Source organism: Vibrio sp. 1F253 (assembly GCF_041439295.1).
Lineage (GTDB): Bacteria > Pseudomonadota > Gammaproteobacteria > Enterobacterales > Vibrionaceae > Vibrio > Vibrio tasmaniensis_A.
Window position 1 is genome coordinate 33,665 of the sequence record NZ_JBGONU010000033.1, and the last position, 21,656, is coordinate 55,320.

General features: G+C 43.6%; 19 protein-coding genes and 1 pseudogene. 10 read left to right on the forward strand and 10 right to left on the reverse strand.

What is annotated here, in order from left to right; genetic code table 11:
* Positions 1-95: 95 nt before the first annotated feature.
* The 4 genes from yejF to ACED28_RS15870 are packed head-to-tail and all read right to left on the reverse strand — an operon-like array spanning position 96 to position 5,808.
* Positions 96-1,748 (reverse strand): microcin C ABC transporter ATP-binding protein YejF, encoded by a 1,653-nt coding sequence (gene yejF, locus ACED28_RS15855; RefSeq protein WP_371710220.1) that lies wholly within the window; start codon positions 1,746-1,748, stop codon positions 96-98.
* A 9-nt stretch (positions 1,749-1,757) separates the two neighbouring features.
* Positions 1,758-2,780, reverse strand: coding sequence for an ABC transporter permease (locus ACED28_RS15860; RefSeq protein WP_004730360.1), 1,023 nt, complete (start codon positions 2,778-2,780; stop codon positions 1,758-1,760).
* Positions 2,781-2,811: 31 nt separating this feature from the next.
* A complete protein-coding gene (locus ACED28_RS15865) occupies positions 2,812-3,900 on the reverse strand; it encodes a microcin C ABC transporter permease YejB (protein ID WP_371710221.1) in 1,089 nt (362 codons plus the stop codon).
* A 12-nt stretch (positions 3,901-3,912) separates the two neighbouring features.
* Positions 3,913-5,808, reverse strand: a complete 1,896-nt coding sequence (locus ACED28_RS15870) for an extracellular solute-binding protein (protein WP_371710222.1) — start codon at positions 5,806-5,808, stop codon at positions 3,913-3,915.
* A 394-nt stretch (positions 5,809-6,202) separates the two neighbouring features.
* On the opposite strand from ACED28_RS15870, the gene ACED28_RS15875 reads away from it, so the two are divergent.
* Positions 6,203-7,246: an endonuclease/exonuclease/phosphatase family protein gene (locus ACED28_RS15875; RefSeq protein ID WP_371710223.1), complete on the forward strand. Its 1,044-nt coding sequence runs from the start codon at positions 6,203-6,205 to the stop codon at positions 7,244-7,246.
* 150 nt (positions 7,247-7,396) lie between these two features.
* On the opposite strand, the gene ACED28_RS15880 is transcribed toward ACED28_RS15875, so the two are convergent.
* Entirely contained in the window at positions 7,397-8,032 is a 636-nt protein-coding gene (locus ACED28_RS15880; protein ID WP_009844909.1) for a porin family protein, read from the reverse strand.
* 392 nt (positions 8,033-8,424) lie between these two features.
* On the opposite strand from ACED28_RS15880, the gene ACED28_RS15885 reads away from it, so the two are divergent.
* The 7 genes from ACED28_RS15885 (at position 8,425) to ACED28_RS15915 (ending at position 15,380) form a co-directional block, all read left to right on the forward strand.
* The gene (locus ACED28_RS15885; protein WP_009844908.1) at positions 8,425-8,739 is read left to right on the forward strand and encodes a winged helix-turn-helix domain-containing protein; all 315 of its coding nucleotides are present in this window, start codon (positions 8,425-8,427) and stop codon (positions 8,737-8,739) included.
* 279 nt (positions 8,740-9,018) lie between these two features.
* A complete protein-coding gene (rbsD, locus tag ACED28_RS15890; protein WP_029222844.1) occupies positions 9,019-9,438 on the forward strand; it encodes a D-ribose pyranase in 420 nt (139 codons plus the stop codon).
* A gap of 97 nt (positions 9,439-9,535) precedes the next feature.
* Positions 9,536-11,041, forward strand: a complete 1,506-nt coding sequence (gene rbsA / locus ACED28_RS15895) for a ribose ABC transporter ATP-binding protein RbsA (protein WP_371710224.1) — start codon at positions 9,536-9,538, stop codon at positions 11,039-11,041.
* Complete coding sequence (gene rbsC / locus ACED28_RS15900) at positions 11,038-12,030, forward strand: ribose ABC transporter permease (protein WP_102363311.1); 993 nt, start codon at positions 11,038-11,040, stop codon at positions 12,028-12,030. The genes rbsA and rbsC overlap by 4 nt, the downstream gene beginning before the upstream one ends.
* A 173-nt stretch (positions 12,031-12,203) precedes the next feature.
* Positions 12,204-13,082 (forward strand): ribose ABC transporter substrate-binding protein RbsB, encoded by an 879-nt coding sequence (gene rbsB, locus ACED28_RS15905; protein ID WP_371710225.1) that lies wholly within the window; start codon positions 12,204-12,206, stop codon positions 13,080-13,082.
* 217 nt (positions 13,083-13,299) lie between these two features.
* Positions 13,300-14,226 carry a ribokinase gene (gene rbsK, locus ACED28_RS15910; RefSeq protein WP_371710226.1) on the forward strand — a complete coding sequence of 309 codons (927 nt, stop codon included), beginning with the start codon at positions 13,300-13,302 and terminating at the stop codon, positions 14,224-14,226.
* 152 nt (positions 14,227-14,378) lie between these two features.
* Positions 14,379-15,380, forward strand: coding sequence for a substrate-binding domain-containing protein (locus tag ACED28_RS15915; RefSeq protein WP_371710227.1), 1,002 nt, complete (start codon positions 14,379-14,381; stop codon positions 15,378-15,380).
* Positions 15,381-15,541: 161 nt separating this feature from the next.
* Here the strand turns inward: ACED28_RS15915 and ACED28_RS15920 are convergent, their stop codons facing one another.
* Complete coding sequence (locus ACED28_RS15920; protein WP_371706956.1) at positions 15,542-16,192, reverse strand: hypothetical protein; 651 nt, start codon at positions 16,190-16,192, stop codon at positions 15,542-15,544.
* Positions 16,193-16,489: 297 nt separating this feature from the next.
* Here ACED28_RS15920 and ACED28_RS15925 point away from each other — a divergent pair, with 297 nt between their 5' ends.
* The gene (locus ACED28_RS15925; protein ID WP_371710229.1) at positions 16,490-18,055 is read left to right on the forward strand and encodes a cyclic diguanylate phosphodiesterase; all 1,566 of its coding nucleotides are present in this window, start codon (positions 16,490-16,492) and stop codon (positions 18,053-18,055) included.
* Positions 18,056-18,134: 79 nt separating this feature from the next.
* Here ACED28_RS15925 and ACED28_RS15930 read toward each other — a convergent pair whose 3' ends face one another.
* From ACED28_RS15930 to ACED28_RS15940, 3 genes are all read right to left on the reverse strand, one after another.
* Complete coding sequence (locus ACED28_RS15930) at positions 18,135-19,010, reverse strand: prohibitin family protein (RefSeq protein WP_371710228.1); 876 nt, start codon at positions 19,008-19,010, stop codon at positions 18,135-18,137.
* A gap of 162 nt (positions 19,011-19,172) precedes the next feature.
* On the reverse strand, positions 19,173-19,550 hold the full coding sequence (locus ACED28_RS15935) for a hypothetical protein (RefSeq protein ID WP_135382010.1): 378 nt from the start codon (positions 19,548-19,550) through the stop codon (positions 19,173-19,175).
* A 427-nt stretch (positions 19,551-19,977) separates the two neighbouring features.
* Positions 19,978-20,415: a hypothetical protein gene (locus ACED28_RS15940; RefSeq protein ID WP_102248955.1), complete on the reverse strand. Its 438-nt coding sequence runs from the start codon at positions 20,413-20,415 to the stop codon at positions 19,978-19,980.
* A gap of 93 nt (positions 20,416-20,508) precedes the next feature.
* Between ACED28_RS15940 and ACED28_RS15945 the strand changes: the two are divergent.
* Positions 20,509-20,658 (forward strand): annotated as a pseudogene (locus ACED28_RS15945) (IS110 family transposase); the annotation flags it as partial.
* 167 nt (positions 20,659-20,825) lie between these two features.
* Here ACED28_RS15945 and ACED28_RS15950 read toward each other — a convergent pair.
* Entirely contained in the window at positions 20,826-21,251 is a 426-nt protein-coding gene (locus tag ACED28_RS15950) for a hypothetical protein (RefSeq protein WP_012600813.1), read from the reverse strand.
* Positions 21,252-21,656: the final 405 nt, after the last annotated feature.

The window sequence follows — 21,656 nt, forward strand, 5'->3', positions numbered from 1 at the left end:
TACTTCTGAAATATTGGGCGCAGTGTAATCTTAAAACAAGTAAATGACCATGTTGAATTCACCGAGCACTCTTTTGTTCTCGTTACGCACCCACTTTATAGCGCACCACCAACATTCGAAAGGCTGACAAGCTGCTTGGTGTATTCATGCTGCGGATTACCAAACAAAGTCTCAGTGTCACCTTTCTCTATTACCTCGCCTGCTTTCATCACAATGGTGTAATGACACAAGGATTTCACGACATTCAGATCATGACTGATAAACAAATAGGTCAGGCCGTACTTTTCTTGAAGTGACTTCAGCAAATCCAGTACTTGCGCTTGAACGGTTCTGTCGAGTGACGATGTTGGTTCATCGAGCAAGATAAACTCTGGCTTAAGGATCAAAGCACGAGCAATCGCAATTCGCTGCCTTTGACCGCCAGAAAACTCATTTGGGTAACGGTGACGAGTTTCAGGATCGAGGTCAACCTCTTTCATTACGTCACAGATGCGTTGGTCGAGTTCGTGCTCATCCAATTGTTGATGCACTAACAAACCTTCGCCAATCACCTGAGCGACCGACATTCTCGGGTTTAGCGCAGAAAACGGGTCTTGGAAGACCACTTGCATACGGCTTCTAAACGGAAGCATCTGTTTTCGATCTAAACCTTGAAGCTGTTCACTCGAGTAGGTAATTGACCCTTCACTATCCACCAGCTTAAGTATCGCCATACCAGTCGTCGATTTACCAGAACCACTTTCGCCAACTAAACCGATTGAGTGCCCTTTCTTCAAAGTGAACTCCATGTCGGTTACGGCTTTGACATGAGAAATGGTTCGCTTGAATAAACCGCCCGTGATCGGGAACCAAACACGAAGTTGATTTACATCGAGTAGCGGTTTGCTTTCGGGTGACACAGGAACGGGCAAGCCTTTCGGATCAGAGTTGATAAGCTTTTGCGTATAAGGGTGAGCTGGAGCATTAAACAGGGTATGGCAGTCATTGCTTTCAACCAAGCGACCATCTTTCATTACCGCCACTCTGTCGGCAGTTTTACGAACGATACTCAAATCGTGTGTGATAAAGAGCATCGCCATACCGAGCTCTTGCTGCAAGTCTTTCAAAAGATCTAGGATCTGCGCTTGTACCGACACATCCAACGCAGTCGTCGGCTCGTCAGCGATAAGCAGCTCTGGCTCGTTAATCAGAGCCATTGCGATCATTACACGCTGACGCTCTCCACCTGATAGCTCGTGTGGGTACGCTGATATCTTCTGCTCTGGGTAACGAATACCCACCTTTGAAAGCCACTCTATCGCCAAGGCTTGAGCTTTATTGGTTCGCATACCTCGGTGAATCGCGAGGGTTTCAACCAGCTGCTTACCGACTCGATGAAGTGGATTAAGCGAAACCATAGGCTCTTGAAAGATCATGCCAATGCGGCCACCACGAATCCCTCGCAATTGCCTTTCAGAACAACTCAGAATATCGGTGCCAGAGAAGTTAATCTTACCGTTTAAGTAGTGCGATGAACCTTTAGGTAACAGCTTTAAAATCGAGTTAGCCGTGACCGATTTACCGGAGCCACTCTCGCCCACCAGCGCGAGTGTCTCACCTTTGTATATCTCCAACGAGACGTCTTGCGTCACTTGTTCTATCGAGTCTTTACGCCCAAACCCGACAGACAATTTATCTATGGTCAGAACTGGAGATGCATTCGAAGCCTCTGCTGTTGACCCTGAAGCAGGAACTGTATTTGAAGTCATAACCTATCCTTACTTCTGTTGATGTGGGTCGAAAGCATCACGCACCGCTTCACCAACGAAGACAAGTAACGTCAACATCAATGAAAGTACGACGAAAGCAGAAATGCCAAGCCAAGGCGCTTGCAAGTTAGCTTTACCTTGCGCCAATAGCTCACCTAATGAAGGCGAACCCGCAGGCAAACCAAAGCCTAAGAAATCTAACGACGTTAATGTGGTGACCGAGCCTGAAAGGATAAACGGCATCATGGTTAACGAAGCCACCATCGCGTTGGGTAGCATGTGGCGAAGCATAATGCGTTTGTCGTCAACGCCCATGGCTTGCGCGGCTCTTACATAATCAAAGTTTCGACAACGTAGGAATTCAGCTCGCACAATCCCAACCAAACTCATCCAACTGAACAGCACCATAATCCCTAGCAACCACCAGAAATTCGGTTCAATGAAGCTCGACAGAATGATCAGCAAGAATAAGGTCGGCATTCCAGACCAGACTTCAATGAAGCGCTGCCCAAACAAGTCGACCCAACCACCGTAGTAACCTTGCGTTGCCCCGACAACTACGCCGACTACGCTCGATACAATCGTCAGAATAAAACCAAACAGAACAGAGATACGGAACCCATAAATGATGCGGGCCAATACATCTCTCCCTTTATCATCGGTTCCAAGCCAGTTCACTGAATCTGGCTCCGATGGCACCGCGCCCGAAATATCGAAGTTTATCGTATCGTAGCTAAACGGAATGATGGGCCACACGATGTAACCGCTGTCTTCAATGAGTTCGATAACATAAGGATCTTTGTAGTCGGCTTCGGTTTCAAACTCACCACCAAACTCTGTCTCGGCATACTCATTAATGACAGGTACAAACCACTGATTATCATAAGAAACCAAGAGTGGCTTGTCGTTGGCGATGATCTCAGCGAACAGGCTCAATCCAAACAAAATGGTAAATATCCAAAGGGAGATAAAACCACGCTTGTTTGCTTTAAAACGTAACCAACGAGCTTCAGCTAAAGGGTTGTTAAACATTTATTATCAATACCTTTTTATTCATTCGCCATTAACGCGCTTCAAAATCAATTCGAGGATCAACCCAGGTATACGTCAGGTCGGAGATAATGCTCAGCACCAAGCCAAGCAAGGTCATGATATAGAGAGAACTGAACACAACTGGGTAATCTCGCTGAATGGTCGACTCAAAGCCAAGCAGACCGATGCCTTCGAGTGAAAACATCACTTCAATCAACATAGAACCCGTGAAGAAAATACTAATAAATGCACTCGGGAAACCGGCAATAATGATCAACATCGCGTTACGGAAAACGTGCTTGTAGAGAATGCTTCTCTCATCCAAACCTTTCGCTCGCGCGGTCACCACATATTGCTTGTTGATTTCATCAAGGAAGGAGTTTTTGGTCAGCATGCTCAGTGTGGCAAAGCCACCGATGACCATGGCAAAAATAGGCAAAGCTAAGTGCCAGAAATAGTCGCCAACTTGCTGATACCAATTGAGCTGGTCGAAGTTACTCGACACGAGCCCACGCAATGGGAACCAACTGAAGTAGTTACCACTCGCGAACAAAATAATCAGGATAATCGCAAACAAGAAGCCCGGAACGGCATAACCAACAATCACCACCGCACTCGACCAAATATCAAAGCGAGAGCCGTGATGTATCGCTTTCATGATGCCCAAGGGTATCGAGATCACATAGATGATTAAGGTACTCCACAACCCCAAGGAGATGGAAACAGGCAGTCGCTCGATGATCAAATCAATAACGTTGCCGCCCTTAAACAGGCTTTCACCGAAGTTAAAGGTCGCGTAATTTTTCAACATGTCGAAGTAGCGAACGTGAATCGGCTTATCAAAACCAAACTGCTTTTTGATCTCTTCAACCACTTCAGGATCAAGCCCGCGAGAGCCTTTATAGCCACTGGCAGACGCTTGGTCACTTTCGCTTAAATCAACTTCTTGCCCACCACCAGAAAAGCGCTCCATGATGCCAGAGTTATGCCCTTCTAATTGAGCAACGGCTTGTTCCACCGGGCCACCAGGGGCAATCTGGATGATGAAAAAGTTGATGGTGATGATCGCCCACAGCGTGGGGATCACCAACAATAAACGTCGAAATATATACGCGGCCATGCTAACTAACTCCTAGCGACGTTTTTCAGGAAGCAATGCCGCCTTCTCTTCTGAAATCCACCATGTATCGATACCTAAATCGTATTTAGGTAATACATCTGGACGCTCAAACTTGTCCCACATTGCAACGCGATATTCACCAACGTGCCATTGAGGGATGTTGTAGAAATTCCACTGCAATACACGGTCAAGTGAACGACCTAACGTAAGCAGCTTTTCAGGATGCTGTTGGTTACGCGCAATTTCTTCTGTTAACGCGTCAACCACCGGATCCATTACACCTGCAGTATTGTAAGTAGAATCAATGTAGTTAGAGTTCCAAACAATCATTAAGTTCGGGCTAGGATAAGGGTTTGCGGAAAATGAAGACGACACCATGTCGAAATCACGATCACGCAAGCGCTTGATGTACTGAGTGGTATCAATGGTACGGATCTTCATCTCGATACCCATGCGTTTCAGGTTTTTTTGAACCGGCGTTGCGATACGTTCCGTGGTTGGGCTGTAAATCAACAACTCAAATGACATCGTCTTACCGGTCTTTTCGTTGGTCATCACTTTGTCTTTCAGTACCCAACCCGCTTCTTTCAACAATTTGAACGCGGTGCGCATTTGGCTACGAATACGGCCGCTGCCATCGGTGACTGAAGGTTGGAATTCTTCAGTAAACACTCTCGGTGGAATTTGCTCTTTGTATTGAGACAACAACTCAACTTCAGCTCCGCTTGGTAAGCCTTTCGCTTCATAGTCAGTGTTTTGGAAGTAACTACGAGTCCGTTTGTACTGACCATAAAACATGTTCTTGTTCATCCACTCAAAGTCCATCGCGTACGTTAACGCTTCACGAACTTTAGGATCTGAGAACACAGGAGATTGAATATTGAAGACAAAACCTTGAGTCGTTTCAGGCTTCTCGTGGTTGATCTCTTCTTTAATGATGTAGCCTTTATCGAAGTTCGCGCCTGTGTAAGAGTTGGCCCAGAACTTAGCCGAGTTCTCGGTTCGAAGATCGAACTCCCCTGCTTTGAAGGCTTCCAACATTACCGTGTCGTCACGGTAGTAATCGTATTGCACCTGCTTGAAGTTATTACGGCCAACGTTAACTGGTAGGTCTGCTGCCCAGTAGTTTTCATCTAGACCATAGGTAACACTTTGGCCTGATTTGTAGCTGATGATCTTATAAGGACCACTACCGACTGGTGGCTCACTTAGAGGCTCAGAGAGCTTTCTGTCTTTCCAGAAATGTTTCGGTAATACACGAGTGCTTTGCGCAAAGCTGAACAGTTTTTCGCGGTTTGGACTGTTCATTTCAATACGAACAACCAAATCAGAGACCGCTTTTACTGACTTAATCTCTTTATAATACACACGATACTGAGGCACACCTTCTTTTGAAAACTTGTCAAAAGTGAAGGCAACATCGTGCGCGGTAATAGGTTCGCCATCTTGGAATTTAGCATTTGGGTTGATGTCGATTTCCATCCAAGTGAAATCACTGGCGTAGCGAACCTTTGAAGCAATCAATGGATAGTACGCATCAATCTCGTCGCTCGGAGAAAACATCAAGGTATCGTAAATCTCTCCGGTATAACTTGCAGCAACGCCGCGGGAACCGAATCGATTAAAGCTATCGTAGGTACCTATGCTGCCATAGGTCACTTTGCCCTGCTTTGGCGCATCAGGATTAACGTAATCAAAGTGAGTAAAATCGGCTGGATATTTTGCTTCACCAAAACCAACCAATTGTGTGGTTTCAATAACGGTGACAGCAGGAGTTGATTGGGTATCAGAAGCGTAAGTAACGGAGGGGTGTAAAACAATAAGCGGCAGCATAACTGCACAGGACTTTAAATTAGACCTGAAAAACTGAGTGCGCTGCGAGGCTTTGCGTCGAAAAACTGTTCCCATTTGACTCTCCCTTCAAATGTTATGAATTCGATATTCAAGTTGATTAATCGGCTTTGAATGCATGCCGTTAAAACAAGTATAGGTTCAAATCTAACATCATGTAATAACTAATAAAACCATCAGCACTTCATCTCTGACGGTTTATTTACAATTAACTCGTCACCGCTCGAAGTTATTGGATGCAGTTGGCGCTGATTGCTTTGATTCCTTTAATTAGCTTGGTGGCGCTGGAAAGAACGGGGTAAGGCAGAGGCACGGAGATTACTCTAGCGGGAATGACATTAGCCTCCATGGCTTTGATTCGCTTCTGAAGTGAAATTTAGGTTCTAAATAATCAACAAACTATACTTTCACTAGAGTATCCTTGCAGCCTAGGTCTAAATGGAATGACACTTTGAACAAACCAAACCACATAACATTCGCAACGTTCAACCTTCTGAACTATCTCGAACCGCCGAATGCTTACTATGATTTTGAGAACATCTACAGCTTCGATGAATGGCAGAAGAAACAGCACTGGATGGCTGAAACGATTCGTTCATTAGATTGTGATGTGATTGGCTTTCAAGAGATATTTAGCCCACAGTCTTTAGAGCAATTGATGAACAAGCTAGGTTATCCATACTTTGCAGTCGTCGATAGCGCAGACGTTGAAGATGATTACCTATACACCTCCCCTGTCGTTGGTATCGCATCCCGCTACCCAATTGAAAATGTACAGCCTGTTACGCCAGATTCGAAGTTACTGACAGCGTTCAACCTTGGAGACAATTTCTCATTCAACAGAACGCCTGTTCATGCCACGATTACGTTACCCCATTTAGGTTCAACCGACTGTTATGTGGTGCACTTCAAATCACAACGTCCGACAGAACCCAAAGCAGAATCTATCGATGTGGATAACGCTCAGCAAGGTGAAAAATCACAAAGTGACACGCTCACTCGCTTCCACCAAGAGCAACTTGGCTCTTGGTTATCGAGTGTCCAACGCGGTCTAGAAGCTCAGATGCTGCATCAATACATAACCAATCAACGCTACCAGACCGATCAGCCTGTTGTGTTAATGGGTGACTTTAATAAGCCTCTATTCAACGACGAGTTTAAAGGGCTATTAAGTTATTCAATAAACAGAGACGAAAACAGCAAGCATTGGCTTTCCCACTTCCGGTTAAAAGACAGCTGGGATATTTATCATCAATTGCATGAACAAGACTTACTTGAACAACGCAAACCAACCCACTATTACGGTGCCTCTGGTTCTGTTCTGGATTACATTTTAATGTCGAACGAATTTGACTGTCAGAACTCATCAAGCATGATGGAAATCTCTTGCTACACAGTGCTCGACCATCACCTCATCAATCCCAGCTTTGAACACGACCAATTCAGTACTGACCATGCCATCGTTGCTGTCACCGCTCATATCCGTGAAGCCTAGCTATTCGATTACATCTTCAATCGAGAGTTACATGAGTTGAACATGAAAAAAACCGCAGTCAAAAACTGCGGCCTTCCACTTTAGCCAAACGGGTTGAGCCAACCGACGCCCCATTTAGAAACCGATTTACCGTTTAGCAAAGTGTGAAACTTAGAATGTGTACATTGCGCCAAGATAGAATGAAGCCAATACGATATCTTTCTCTACCTTTTTTCGGTTCCAAGAGTTGCCCTCGTCAACTTCTACTGTAAATGCATCGGCTTCATAACCAAGTCTCAGGCTTAACTCAGAAAGCTTTTCTGGGGTGTACTCAACGCCAAAACCAACTCGTACACCTGCACCTGAATCATCGAAATCAGAACTTGAAGGACGTGAACCGTCTGCATACTTCATATCGAGATCGATTGAAGATAAGCCAATTGTACCAAATGGGCGAACGCCATTATCAAACGTATAACCAAGGTTTGCAGCAATCGAAAAGACTTGAGGAGTCCATGTAAAGCCAGCGTTGCTTCTTAAAGGATATTTAGCAACCACATCACCATAATCCGTGTACTGAAGCTCAAGTGATACAATACGGTTAAACTTATAGCCAGCAATGATACGGTAAGCATTGTCTTCTGCTTCAAACGTCACTGGCTCTTTAATTGATGAAAATAGTCCACCATCATCGACGCCAGAAGTACCAATGGCACCACCTAGATACAAACCACTGTCCGCTGCCATTACATTGTTTGCTGCAAATGCTGACATCATTGCGATGCTTAGAATTAATTTATTGCCCATTACTACTTGACCTTACTTAATGCAAATCAAGATTGTTACGCCTTCCTGTGCTGCACAATCTTGTTAGAGTTACCCGACACCCCGTCGAATTCGCGAACATGATAGGCTCACAGAAAACAAAAAAATAAATAAAAATGTAATCACTTTATAACCCCAGACAACAGAATTAGTTAAAACACCATAAGAGCCTGAATAAAAAAGAAATAAAAAAACACCTAACGTTTGTTTGAACAATCTATTCCCTTCCAAATCATCCGGTTTTTAGGTTTTTCCACCTCGCACTTACGCAAGCTTACTTTCAAGAGTGGCGTGATTTTGCATAATCCACACGCTTTAGTAGCTTGCGACTTAACTCAATCTCAACCATTCAGAATAAGACGAATAGAAACACGATGAACCACACAATAGAGCTCAACGGCTTAATCATTGATACTGACTCTCGAACGATTACTAATGAACAGGGGAATAAAATCACTTTACGCCCTCACCTACTTTCGGTGCTCTGTTTACTAACAGAAAATCTAGGGGATCCCGTTTCTAGGGAAGATATTATTGATATGTGCTGGGAAGGGGAACTCACCTCTCCTCACATACTTGCTAACGTCATCTATAATCTGCGTAATGTTTTTACGCGCTTAAGAACACCGGACATTCAGATAACCACAATCACCAAGTTTGGCTACATTTTGTCGGTTGACCCCACTTAATTAAATTTAAGCGACACTACATTGTGTCAAAACTGTATGAGCAACAAGCCGTAGCGCACTCTTTGTATCTCCATTGTGAACGTATTTATGCAATCAATGGCGTTGATTAAGATCACTAAAAAACGCCCCATCGAAACGTTTCGATGATCGTTATCACACTCTAGCAAAGTGAAGAGTGCAAATGATAAATCAGACACTATTATCACTATCGAAACGTTTCGATGGTTTTTCTTGAGTTGTTCTCAACCCATTAAACGTTATTTTTCGATAGGTCGTGATATGAAAAAAAGTACTCTAATTAATTCTGAACTCTCTTACTTAGTGGCGACTCTTGGCCACACAGATGAAATCACGATTTGTGACGCGGGCTTGCCGATTCCAGATCACGTAACTCGTATTGATCTTGCCTTAACTCATGGTGTTCCGAGCTTTCAGCAAACAGTAAAAACCATGCTGGATGAATCTCAGATAGAAGGCGTTGTGATTGCAGAAGAGTTTGCGAAAGTAAGCCCAGACCACCACGCTGCACTGATTGATTTAGTTAAGACAGAAGAAGCGCGTTGCGGCAAATCGCTTTCGATTACTTACATCACTCATGAAGAATTCAAAGAGCGAACACATGAAAGCCGCGCGGTTATCCGCACAGGCGAATGCACGCCATACGCAAATGTTATTTTCCAAGCTGGCGTAACGTTTTAGCTCAAGCTCAGCGTTTGAACCTAAGCGCAACGACAGCTCAGTGTCATCACTGAACCAAAACAATCAAATACAACTGGCCCCGAGTAAAGGAACCGACATGACTCAAGCCATTTTAGAACTTAGCTCAATTGAGAAAGCCTTCCCAGGTGTTAAAGCACTAGATAAGGCAAGCCTCAACGTTTACCCAGGACGCGTAATGGCGTTAATGGGGGAAAACGGTGCAGGTAAATCAACGTTGATGAAAGTGCTTACCGGCATTTACCACTTGGACGGCGGTGCTATCGCATACCAAGGTAAACCCGCAGCATTTCAAGGACCACGTGATTCACAACAAGCCGGCATTAGCATCATTCACCAAGAGTTGAACCTAATTCCTGAGCTAACCATCGCCGAGAACATCTTCTTAGGTCGTGAAATCACAGGCACCATGGGACGTATCTTGTGGAACGAAATGTACCAAGAAGCGGACAAGCTACTTAAACGCCTTAACGTAAAACACAGTTCAAAAACTCCTTTAGGTCAGCTAAGCCTTGGTGAGCAGCAAATGGTAGAGATAGCGAAAGCCCTATCGTTTGAATCTAAGGTCATCATCATGGATGAGCCAACGGATGCACTAACCGATACCGAAACTGAGTCTCTATTTAAAGTAATTAACGAACTACGTGATGAAGGCTGTGGCATTGTTTACATCTCTCACCGTTTGAAAGAGATCTTTGAGATTTGTGATGACATCACCGTGCTTCGTGACGGTAAGTTCATTGGACAATGTGAAGTAAAAGACACCGACGAAGATGGCCTAATCGAGATGATGGTTGGCCGTAAACTGGACGAGCAATATCCACGTATCGGACAGAGCCACGGTGAAACCTGCCTTGAAGTGATTGGCCTGACAGGTTCTGGTGTTCATGACGTGAGCTTTACTCTAAAGCGCGGCGAGATTCTTGGTGTATCTGGCCTAATGGGTGCAGGTCGTACCGAACTGATGAAAGTGATTTACGGTGCCCTTCCAAGTGAACGCGGCGTCATCAACCTAGAAAACAAAACCATCAACCCGGTAAGCCCGAAAGATGGCTTGGCGAATGGCATTGCTTACATCTCTGAAGACCGTAAAGGCGATGGCTTAGTTCTAGGGCTTTCAGTGAAAGAGAATATGTCTTTATGTTCACTTGACCTACTGACAAAGAGCGGTCAAATCCAACATAAAGACGAAGTGATCGCCGTGGATGACTTCATCAAGCTCTTCAACATCAAAACCCCGACTCGCGAGCAAATCATTGGCAACCTTTCTGGTGGTAACCAACAGAAAGTGGCTATCGCTAAAGGCTTGATGACAAAACCAAAAGTATTGATTCTCGATGAGCCAACGCGTGGTGTCGATGTCGGTGCTAAGAAAGAGATTTACCAACTCATTAATAAATTTAAAGCCGACGGCATGAGCATTATTTTGGTCTCATCTGAAATGCCAGAAGTGTTAGGAATGAGTGACCGCATCATGGTGATGCATGAAGGCCGTGTAAGCGGTGAATTTGATGCTAAAGAAGCAAACCAAGAATTATTACTGGCGTGTGCGGTCGGTAAAAAGATCAACGAGGACGCAGCATGAGTACTAAAACCATGAGCAAAACAACTAAAACTGAAGCGCCAAAGAAAAAACCATTAATCAGCAAAGAGTGGCTGATTGATCAAAAGTCATTGATTGCTTTGATCTTCCTGATTGTTGTCGTTTCTTTCCTAAACCCAAACTTTTTTACTGTCGACAACATTCTGAATATCCTGCGTCAAACCTCAGTTAACGCGATTATCGCAGTCGGTATGACACTGGTTATTTTAACCGCGGGTATCGACTTGAGTGTCGGCTCTGTACTTGCGCTTTGTGGTGCATTCGCAGCCAGCATGATTGGCATGGAAATCCCTGTGATGATCGCAGTGCCAACCGCTCTAGTAGCTGGTGCAGCATTAGGTGCTATTAGTGGTGTGATTATCGCTAAGGGTAAAGTCCAAGCCTTCATCGCAACGCTTGTAACCATGACACTACTTCGCGGCGTAACCATGGTTTACACCGACGGTCGCCCTATCTCAACAGGCTTCACAGACACAGCAGACGCATTCGCTTGGTTCGGTACAGGCTACGCAATGGGCATCCCAGTTCCAGTATGGATCATGGTCGTGGTGTTCGCAGCAGTATGGTACCTATTAAACCACACACGCTTTGGTCGTTACGTTTACGCACTGGGTGGCAACGAATCAGCAACTCGCCTATCAGGCATCGACGTAGACAAAGTGAAAATCGGCGTTTACGCAATCTGTGGCCTGCTAGCTGCAGTGGCTGGCATCATCGTGGCATCGCGTTTGTCATCTGCTCAACCTACCGCAGGTATGGGTTATGAATTAGACGCCATCGCAGCCGTGGTTCTTGGCGGCACAAGCTTAGCGGGCGGTCGTGGTCGCATTATGGGTACATTGATAGGTGCACTGATTATCGGCTTCCTAAACAACGCCCTAAACCTATTAGACGTATCTTCTTACTACCAGATGATTGCAAAAGCAGTGGTTATTCTTCTGGCAGTATTGGTCGACAACAAAAACAAATAAGACTCTAGTTTGAGTCAATGCAACACCCTGCTTTATCTATAGAAAACCCATAGAAAAGCACCTTTAATTGAAATATCTATCAGTAGCAAACCTATAAACATTAAATCTATAAATAATGTAACAACGAGCTAGGGTTATCCAACCTAGCTCACCCTACATAAAGGACTTACACCATGAAAAAATTAGCGACTCTTATTTCTGCTGCCCTTCTTTCTACAACAGTATCTGTGTCTGCACAGGCGCAAGATACAATGGCAATCGTTCTGTCTACACTGAATAACCCATTCTTTGTAACCATGAAAGATGGCGCAGAAGCGAAAGCAGAAGAGCTAGGCTACAAGCTTATCGTTCTTGATTCTCAAAACGATCCAAGCAAAGAGCTTTCGAACATTGAAGATCTAACCATTCGTGGTGTTAAGGCAATCCTGATTAACCCTACAGATTCAGATGCAGTGTCTAACGCAATTCGCATTGCTAACCGTTCAAACATTCCAGTACTGACACTAGACCGTGGTGCAAGCCGTGGTGACGTAGTGAGCCACATTGCTTCTGATAACGTAATTGGTGGTGAAATGGCGGGTCACTACATCATGGAAAAAGTGGGCGAGAAAGCGAAAGTAATTCAACTTGAAGGTATCGCGGGTACATCGGCTGCTCGTGAACGTGGCGAAGGCTTCATGAACGCAGTAAACGGCAGCGACCTTGAGCTTCTTGCAAGCCAACCTGCTGATTTCGACCGCACTAAAGGTCTAAACGTAATGGAAAACTTGCTTGCTGCAAACCCAGACGTACAAGCTGTATTCGCTCAAAACGATGAAATGGCACTGGGTGCACTTCGTGCAGTTCAAGCTTCAGGTAAAGACGTAATGATCGTTGGCTTTGATGGCACAGACGACAGCATCGCTGCAGTAAACCGCGGCCTACTAGGCGCAACGGTTGCACAACAGCCTGACCTAATCGGTTCTCTAGGTATCGAAATGGCAGACAAAGTACTGAAAGGCGAAACAGTAGACGAGTACGTACCAGTACCTCTAAAAATCATCGCTAAGTAACTTATCTATTACCAACTAACTTAGGACCTAATTAAGCAGGGGTCCCCTATCCCCTGCTTTCTTAACTCACTAGCTCATTAGTTCACTAACTCAAGACATAAAACAGAAAAACCGACAGTGCATCGCTGTTTCTCATAAGCCGCTAACAAGGCGAGCAATCAACGTAATGAGAAAGACCCATGCATTTTCAAATACGATATATCATAAGGCTCGTATCATGACTCAACTGATTGTTTTAGGTAGCGTTAACGCTGACCACGTACTGCAAGTTCCTTCGTTCCCTCGTCCGGGTGAAACCTTGATTGGCGGTAACTATCAGGTCATCCCTGGCGGCAAAGGCGCAAACCAAGCGGTAGCCGCAGCGCGATTAAACGCAGATATCGGCTTTATCGCCTGTGTCGGTGACGACCCATTTGGCATCAACATCCGTCAAGATTTTGCTAAAGATGGCATCAACATCGATGGCGTGATCGTTGCAGACAACACGCCGACAGGCATCGCGATGATCCAAGTATCAGCAACAGGTGAAAACAGCATTTGTCTTTCTGCTGAAGCCAACAACAAGCTGACTTGCGACCAAATTGAACCGCATCTAGAGAAGATTCGTGGCGCTAAATACCTGCTGACTCAACTTGAAACGCCAATTAAAGGCATTGAATACGCAGCCAAAGTAGCAAAAGAGAGCGGCACTCAAGTGATTCTAAACCCGGCTCCTGCTCGTCCATTATCAGATTCATTGCTTGCTTGTGTGGATGTGATTACACCTAACGAAACCGAAGCTGAAGTTTTGACTGGTATTACCGTGACTGACAGCGCATCCGCTCATCAGGCAGCTTTGGCTTTGCACGCGAAAGGCATCGAGACTGTGATGATCACACTTGGCGCAAAAGGCGTTTGGGTAAGTAAGAACGACAAGGGTGAGTTAATTGCTGGCTTCCGCGTTGAAGCGACAGATACCACAGCTGCTGGTGATACCTTCAATGGCGCATTAGTGACGGGCTTGCTTGAAGACATGCCATTAGAACGCGTAATTAAGTTTGCTCACGCTGCGGCTGCAATTTCAGTGACTCGCTTTGGCGCTCAGACGTCAATCCCAAGCAGAGCTGAAACGGATGCGTTTTTATCAGAGCAACTGTTTGCTTAGCTTGACACCTATTTGAAGGCTTAACTCCTGAGCTAAACCGTAGTTAACGGGTGTTAGCCTTCAATTTCGGTAACAACAAATAACAAGCATAAGCCCCTGTATTCAGGCAGAATATCGCGCAACGTGGCAAGTTACTCCCACAAGGATTTTTTATGGCAACAATGAAAGACGTCGCTCGGCTAGCAAAGGTTTCAACTTCAACCGTCAGCCATGTGATCAACAAGTCACGTTTTGTCAGTGAAGAGATAGCTGAGCGTGTTAACAGTGCGGCTAAAGAACTCAACTACGCACCCTCTGCATTGGCTCGTAGCTTGAAAATGAAGCAGACCAAAACCTTAGGTATGCTAGTAACTACCTCTACTAACCCATTCTTTGGTGAAGTAGTAAAAGGTGTTGAGCGTCGTTGCTACGAGAAAGGTTACAACCTTATCTTGTGTAATACAGAAGGCGATAGCGAACGCATGAAATCCTCTATCGATACCTTGCTGCAGAAGCGTGTCGATGGCCTAATGCTGATGTGCTCAACCCTTGAAGGCGAGCACATTGATGTATTTGAACGCTACCCAGAATTACCTATTGTTGTAATGGATTGGGGCCCAATGCTGTTCGCGAGCGACAAGATCCAAGATAACTCGCATCAAGGTGGTTACATGGCAACCAAGCACTTGATCGATAACGGCCATGCTCAGATTGGTTGTATCACCGGTCCACTTCACCGCAATCAAGCCTCTTCTCGTTATCAAGGCTTCAAGCAAGCGATGGAAGAAGCGAATCTAGAGATCAATCCTAAGTGGATTGTTGAATCAAACTTCGAATGCGATGGCGGCTTTGACTCATACCAAACACTAAAGACCCGAGGCGTAATGCCGTCAGCAATCTTCGTGAGTAATGACATGATGGCAATGGGTGTGATTCACGCTGCGGCTCAAGATGGCACATCGATTCCAAACGATCTTTCTATCATTGGCTACGATGACATTCATTTGTCAAAATACATGACCCCAGCATTGAGCACTATCCACCAGCCAAAACACCGTTTAGGTAAAGCGGCGGTAGATACTCTCTTGAACCGACTCAAAACACCAGATGCGTATCCGCAAGTTGTTGAGTTAGAGCCAACGTTAGTTGAACGAAGCAGCGTCAAAGCGATTTAGGGCGCCTTTCTACAAATCTAAATAACTGCTCCAAACAACAGAGCCGAGCAGTGCAGCAAAGCAACTAGCCAAGGCAACATCCTACACAACAGACCTAAATAACAAAGGGCAAGGTTATCTAACCTTGCCCTTTTCGATTCTATTGCGTTTCACTCATCTTCTTAGCGGCTCTTTGCTAAATAGGTGGCCAGTTTCTGATAACTGCGTTTAGGATTATGTCCAAAAACCACAAAAGCATACAACCAAATAACAAGAAGCATTGAAAACAAACCTGACTGGAAACCATCTAGGTACAACTCAGGTAGCAAGTCGATTACCTTTTGATAGTTCGCAATTGAAATTGTTGTTTTACTGCTAATCAATTCATACGTTACATTTATTGGGCTGACTATGCCCCAAACTAAAAACCATGACACGCCTGCGACAGGCACTAAACTCAGTAGCGGCTTAAGTTGCTTAACCGGGAAAATGAAATACAAAAGCATAATCAAATACAGAGCGGCTAAAAATAAGCTCCATGCGTGAACACTGACTTCAAAAATCCGATAACGCTCATCGACATACATGATTAACACTACCGCCCCCAATACACCAAGCGATAATAATTTTCCCACATACCTCGTTCTAGAAAACCTAATCAATACATAACCAATCACAAGAAGAAAGCACGAAAGCCAAGCTAACACTTCTGGTTTGGTCTCAAAAAGACGAGGTGTTGCGGAATTAGACAAGATAAAGATCGCGTAGGTAGGAGCAATCATCAGAAACGCGATAAACACACGCACCAACATCCAAATCATATTTTTAATCATTACGCTCAAATCCACTCACTCGCATTATTTCAAAAATTACAGTTTTCCATTTGATGATAAAAAACCGGCAACAATCCGCTTCATCAAAAAACGCAAAAGTACTGAACAAAAAAACGACACTCTCAACCTTGGAAGCATATCTAACATCCTGATTTCTATAGTGCGACCATGCGTTACGCTATTTATATCAATAACTCAGACTTTTGTTCACACTATTTATGCATAAGCTTGCGTTATTATCGCTAAATTTATAAATTAAGTTGCATGCACACACCAATCGGTCACGCTTCTCTTAATATGGATATCAAGTACCACCATTTTGCCAAAACTTCGTTCTTCTTTGCCATTTCTTTCTTTTTTTTCATGGCATTGCTCATTCCTTTGACACCTTCTCATTACCAAACGTTAACCGAAGACACATCAAGGTTAGTAGAAACGAGGTTAGAAGGGATTCAATCAAGGTTCGACCGTTTTTTATCTGAAATTACCCCAGATCAGCCTTGCGACACGATTGTTAGACAACTTCGACAAAACGTTTTTGAAGCTGATTGGGTGAAAGAAGCCGCGGTGTTCGACAAAGAGAACCGATTTTACTGTTCAACCACCGATGGTGAAGTTTCATTTCGCCTATACAACACCATCAGGCAGCGGCTCAATGACGCCCCGAATTTAACGACCTTATCGTATTCAAACTCGGCCATCACTCAAGTTCGATCGATCATGCTGATATTCTCGACTAAGGAAGGCTCAGGAGCGAGCCTGATGATTCCTCCGCACTTCATCTTTGAGCTTGTAGAAGCTAATTTGAATAGCCAGGGCATTAACTCTAAAGTTGAGGTGATCAAAAGAGACATTCACCCTACCGACCTCGGCTCATACAACGCGACAGTACGGATACGGTCAGACATCTACCCATTCACCGTCACCTCATACATTGGTTATCAGTATTATATTAACTTCATGCTGAGTCACTTATGGTTTGGCTTTCTCATGGCCGGAATTACGACCATTATTCGCCTTTCCCTCAAGCATAAAAAACAGAGCCAACGTAGCTTAGAATATTCGCTATCCAGTGCTCTGAAAAACAAACACCTACATGTTCACATGCAACCTATCGTTAATCAAAGCACCAATAAAATCGTAGGCTGTGAGTCATTATTGAGATGGAACGATCCAATTGAAGGTAACGTATCCCCTGCTATCTTCATTCCATTGGCTGAAAGTTTAGGCTTGATTGAGAAGCTGACCTATTTCGTGCTGCATGAAGTGTTAACGACATTAAAAAGTAATCAAGAGGTGTTTACATCAAAGTACATCAGCGTCAACATCAGCCGAAACGTTGTATCCAACAGTAACTTCACGAATAAAGTGATTAGCATCTTTAAAAGACACCCTGAGATTCTCAAGCAAGTGGTTTTCGAGGTGACAGAGGATGGTGAGTGTTCTGATGCCGATATGGTCAAAATTAAGGACAACTTGCAAAAGCTATCTGATCTTGGTGTAAGAATTGCCATAGATGACTTTGGTACTGGCTACGCAGGATTAGACTTTGTAAGGCAATTTCCGTTCAGTATTCTCAAGATTGATCGCGTGTTCGTGAAAAACATATCCGACGAATCCAGTTTTGGTATCCCACTATTAGAATCCATGCTTCAGCTATCACGCACCTTAGGCATGCAAGTCATAGTTGAAGGCGTTGAGTACGAGTCACAACTGAAGATCTTGTCGAAACTAGGCGTCGACTACATCCAAGGCTTCTACTTCTATAAACCTATGCCAATAAGCCTCGCCATTAGCTTGATCAAACAGCAAGATTTTGAATCAGATAACGTTGAGGAACTGTACCTCAACGCTGAAGTGTGATTTGGTATAGATTGGTATAAAGCACAAACCAACACCGACATGAAGTCTGTGTTGGGAACAACTTTTAGTTTCCTTAATCCTACTTAGCTCTCATGTCTAAAATAGGCATATTTTCACCACCCAACATTGTTGCTGGCAGCTTTCCGTCCCAGTTTTGAGCTTCGGTCAGTTTAATGATTAATGGGTTATCTCCTAGAGCTTTGGCCTTTGCATTAATCGCTTCTGCTTCAGCAAAACCTTTTAATTTAATCGCCTTTGCTTCAGCTATAGCGATAAGCTCAATACCATCAGCTTCGGCTTTTGCCGTATTTACGGCTCTTTGAGCTTCTAAGTTTTGCCTAGCCAGTTTATGTTTCTCGGCAGCTGCTAAGTTTTTCTCAGTCTGCTTTGTTTCGATTGAGGTAAGGTATTTTTTTGGTAGGGCTATATTTTCAATCTGTATATTATCTACGCTTACTGGAAACGCGGCCATTTCTTCAATTAAATTGGATTCAATCGCCTGAATAGCACTCGCTCTATCTTGAATTAACTGCTCTGCATCATACTTAGGAATAACATCCTTAGTTGCCGACCTAAATCTAGGGTCAAGAATACGAGCTTCAAACTGCGGAAGACCGCCATACTGTCTAAAAAGATCTAACGCTGCAGATTTATCTACCGTCCAGTTAACGGATACGACGACAGTAACTGGCATCTGCTCCTTTGTACTAGAGCCCATTTTCTCTTCATTCTTGCGTGTTCGAACTTCAATTTCTTCAACGCTGTCGATAAACGGGACTTTGAAGTGTAAGCCTGGGCTTACCTGTGTTTTAGCTTCACTAAAGCGCTTAACAATACCAATGTGCCCCTCATTAACAGTATAAACTGAACTAAAGAGAACAAAAGCAACAGTAATTCCGGCACCTACCTTTTTAATAGGTAAGTTAAATTTCTTCATGTCTACAGCTTGTTTCATGTTTTTGACCAACCAACTTATTATATGTGTCAATAATTAATATCAATCCTAACGCCCGTAAGAAGGTGAGCCCCACAGAACTAACCAAGTACACGGTACTCTTACTGTAACCACCGAGCGTAACCGCCGAGCGTAACGCATCATATTAATCCTTATTTTTTATTACTTGCCTGCTTTATATTCCATCACGAGTCTTACTATTCCATCGAGTTCCTCGCGTTCGTTTGACGAATATAACCCAGACTCTACAACACCAACGTCATCGTTATTGAAAACACCGACACGTAACTCATATTTTTTGGTTAAAAGGTATCCAACGATACCAATTATGGAAAACACACCAATACCAGCAAGTGGACGATAAAGGAAAATAGGTAAACTAAACACAACCGCAATAAAGAACGACCTTGTGATTTTACTTTTAATGTCATGCTCTTTAACGTAGATATTTTCTAACGTATTAAGCTTAAGAGGCTTTGGGCTCTTCCTTGTTACAATCGAATCAGACTCAAGCCAAATATTCTTTTTGCCACTTCCCATTACTCCTCCATAAAGCCAACCAACTTAAAATACGATAAACCTATCTTTAACAACACCTTACCAGTCAAAATTTGCAAGGTAAATAGTTATCGCGATTAATTCTCATTATCATAATTAATGTCGATTCATAATTTGATGGTGACTTTAACCTAGCCGAAAGGCATCGAAAATAAAGAGAATGGCACTTTCTAAATCAGAGGGGATGTGACGATGAAAGAAGCAGGAAAATGGCTAAATGATTAATAAGATTGTTATCGCTACCTTGTTTAGGCCTCACTCGCCTTGAGAGAACGTCAAAGCGATGTGCCTTTCAAATGCAATCGTACAATTTACTTAATAAAGAGGCTTCGGGCTTATTCAACACTCAGGATTTAGTGTTGGCTAAGCAACACCTTAATCATTATTTGTTAGGGAACTGACTTCATGTCTACGCAGCTAAATACGTTGTTATTATGGCGGTAACAACACCTACAACAATACCAGTAGCTAATGCAGTCAACCTGTCATTTCTACGAGTTCGATAGTTAGCTAAATACATACAACCTTTTGCTGATAAAGCAAACTTCTGTTCGCTTAACTTTTGTCCACTGCCCATTGCGGTAAACTCCCTGTCGCCATCAGAGGCTTTCTTCTCGGCGCTATGGCAAGCATAAAATTCTCGAGCAAGTAATTGTTCTTTCAGTTGAACTTGCTCTCTTTTTTCAAAATACTCATCATCTAATAAATCATTAGCTACCAGAAATGCAATAGGATAAAAATCTCGATGATCATTATGTTTTTTAGTAATCAATTTCGATAATTCAAACAGTGATACTTCACCGTTTTTATCTATCTCTTTCAATAGTCTAATTACTATATTACTCACAAGGTACCCCTAAAGTTCCCTAACGAATGACATGGATTCCCCCTTCCTAGGATCTGCCACACTTATGTGGTACTTAATTGCACCGGAGGCACCATGTCTGATTATTCTTATTTCTGCGGAATCGACCTAGCTAAAAACCACTTTAGTCCTCATGCCGTAGACCAAAATGGTAAGGTCATACTTCATAAGTCGGCAACTCGCTCTAAACTACTGACTAAAATAGAAAATATGCCACTGATGCGTAGATCCACATGATGACACAATCTTATCTTGGCCTCGTTCGCCTTAATAAAACCCCAAAGCGATGTGCCCTTCAAATGTAATTGTACAATTTACTTAATAAAGAGGCTTCGGGCTTGTTCAACACTCGGAATTTAGTGTTGTCTGCGCAACACCTTAATCCTTATTTGTTATGCCTTTCTTCCAAGTTCAGAATTTTGACCCAACTTACTGCTAAAAACGAACATACAACTAACTAAAATACCGATCTCGAAAAGCCGACATAGAAAAGATGCTGTCTTAAACACCAGACCAGATTCCATCCAAGGCATCACTATTTCGATTAGCACAGCGGCTAAAACCAAAGTATACCCAATGCGTTGATGCCATTTACCTAACACTGGAGAAAAATGGTGGAAAGCTAACAAATAGAGCACCGAAAATAAAGGCATTATAAACCAGGTGAAATACTCAAGAATTTCAATCAACGAGCTACCACCTTCGCCCAAAACCGTCATTAGAATCGGAATAATAAAATTGAGTAGCATGTAAAGAAACGGATATATAAGAATACCCAAGGCAAGATACCGAACTGATTTTTTAACTCTTATTTCCACTTGTACCGCCTTCTCAAGTTGGAGTAACGCATAACGCTTAAGTATTTATCCGCTGTCGTAGCACAATAGATAAATACCTGTTGGACTTGGCCGCTTCTATCTATGAAATTTGCTTTAAAGCGTACCTACGTTCGATTTTTATAGCTAGCAGAGGAAAACTGCAAGCCGTTCACCTTCCACTTCTAGCTACCAATTTGTCTACAGAGACTATACCCGTTGCATAATTTTTTTAAAAGCGAACAATGCCTCTCTCTCGCCATAACACAGCGATAGTTTTATGCATTATAATCAAGCAACTAGGTCACTCTGTATCCCCCTACTTCGCCATAGCACTCAAAAACTCGGCTTCGAACTCTTCATCGGCTTCTCGGGTTAGGCACTCCACCAGCCAGTCGATGCTTTGAT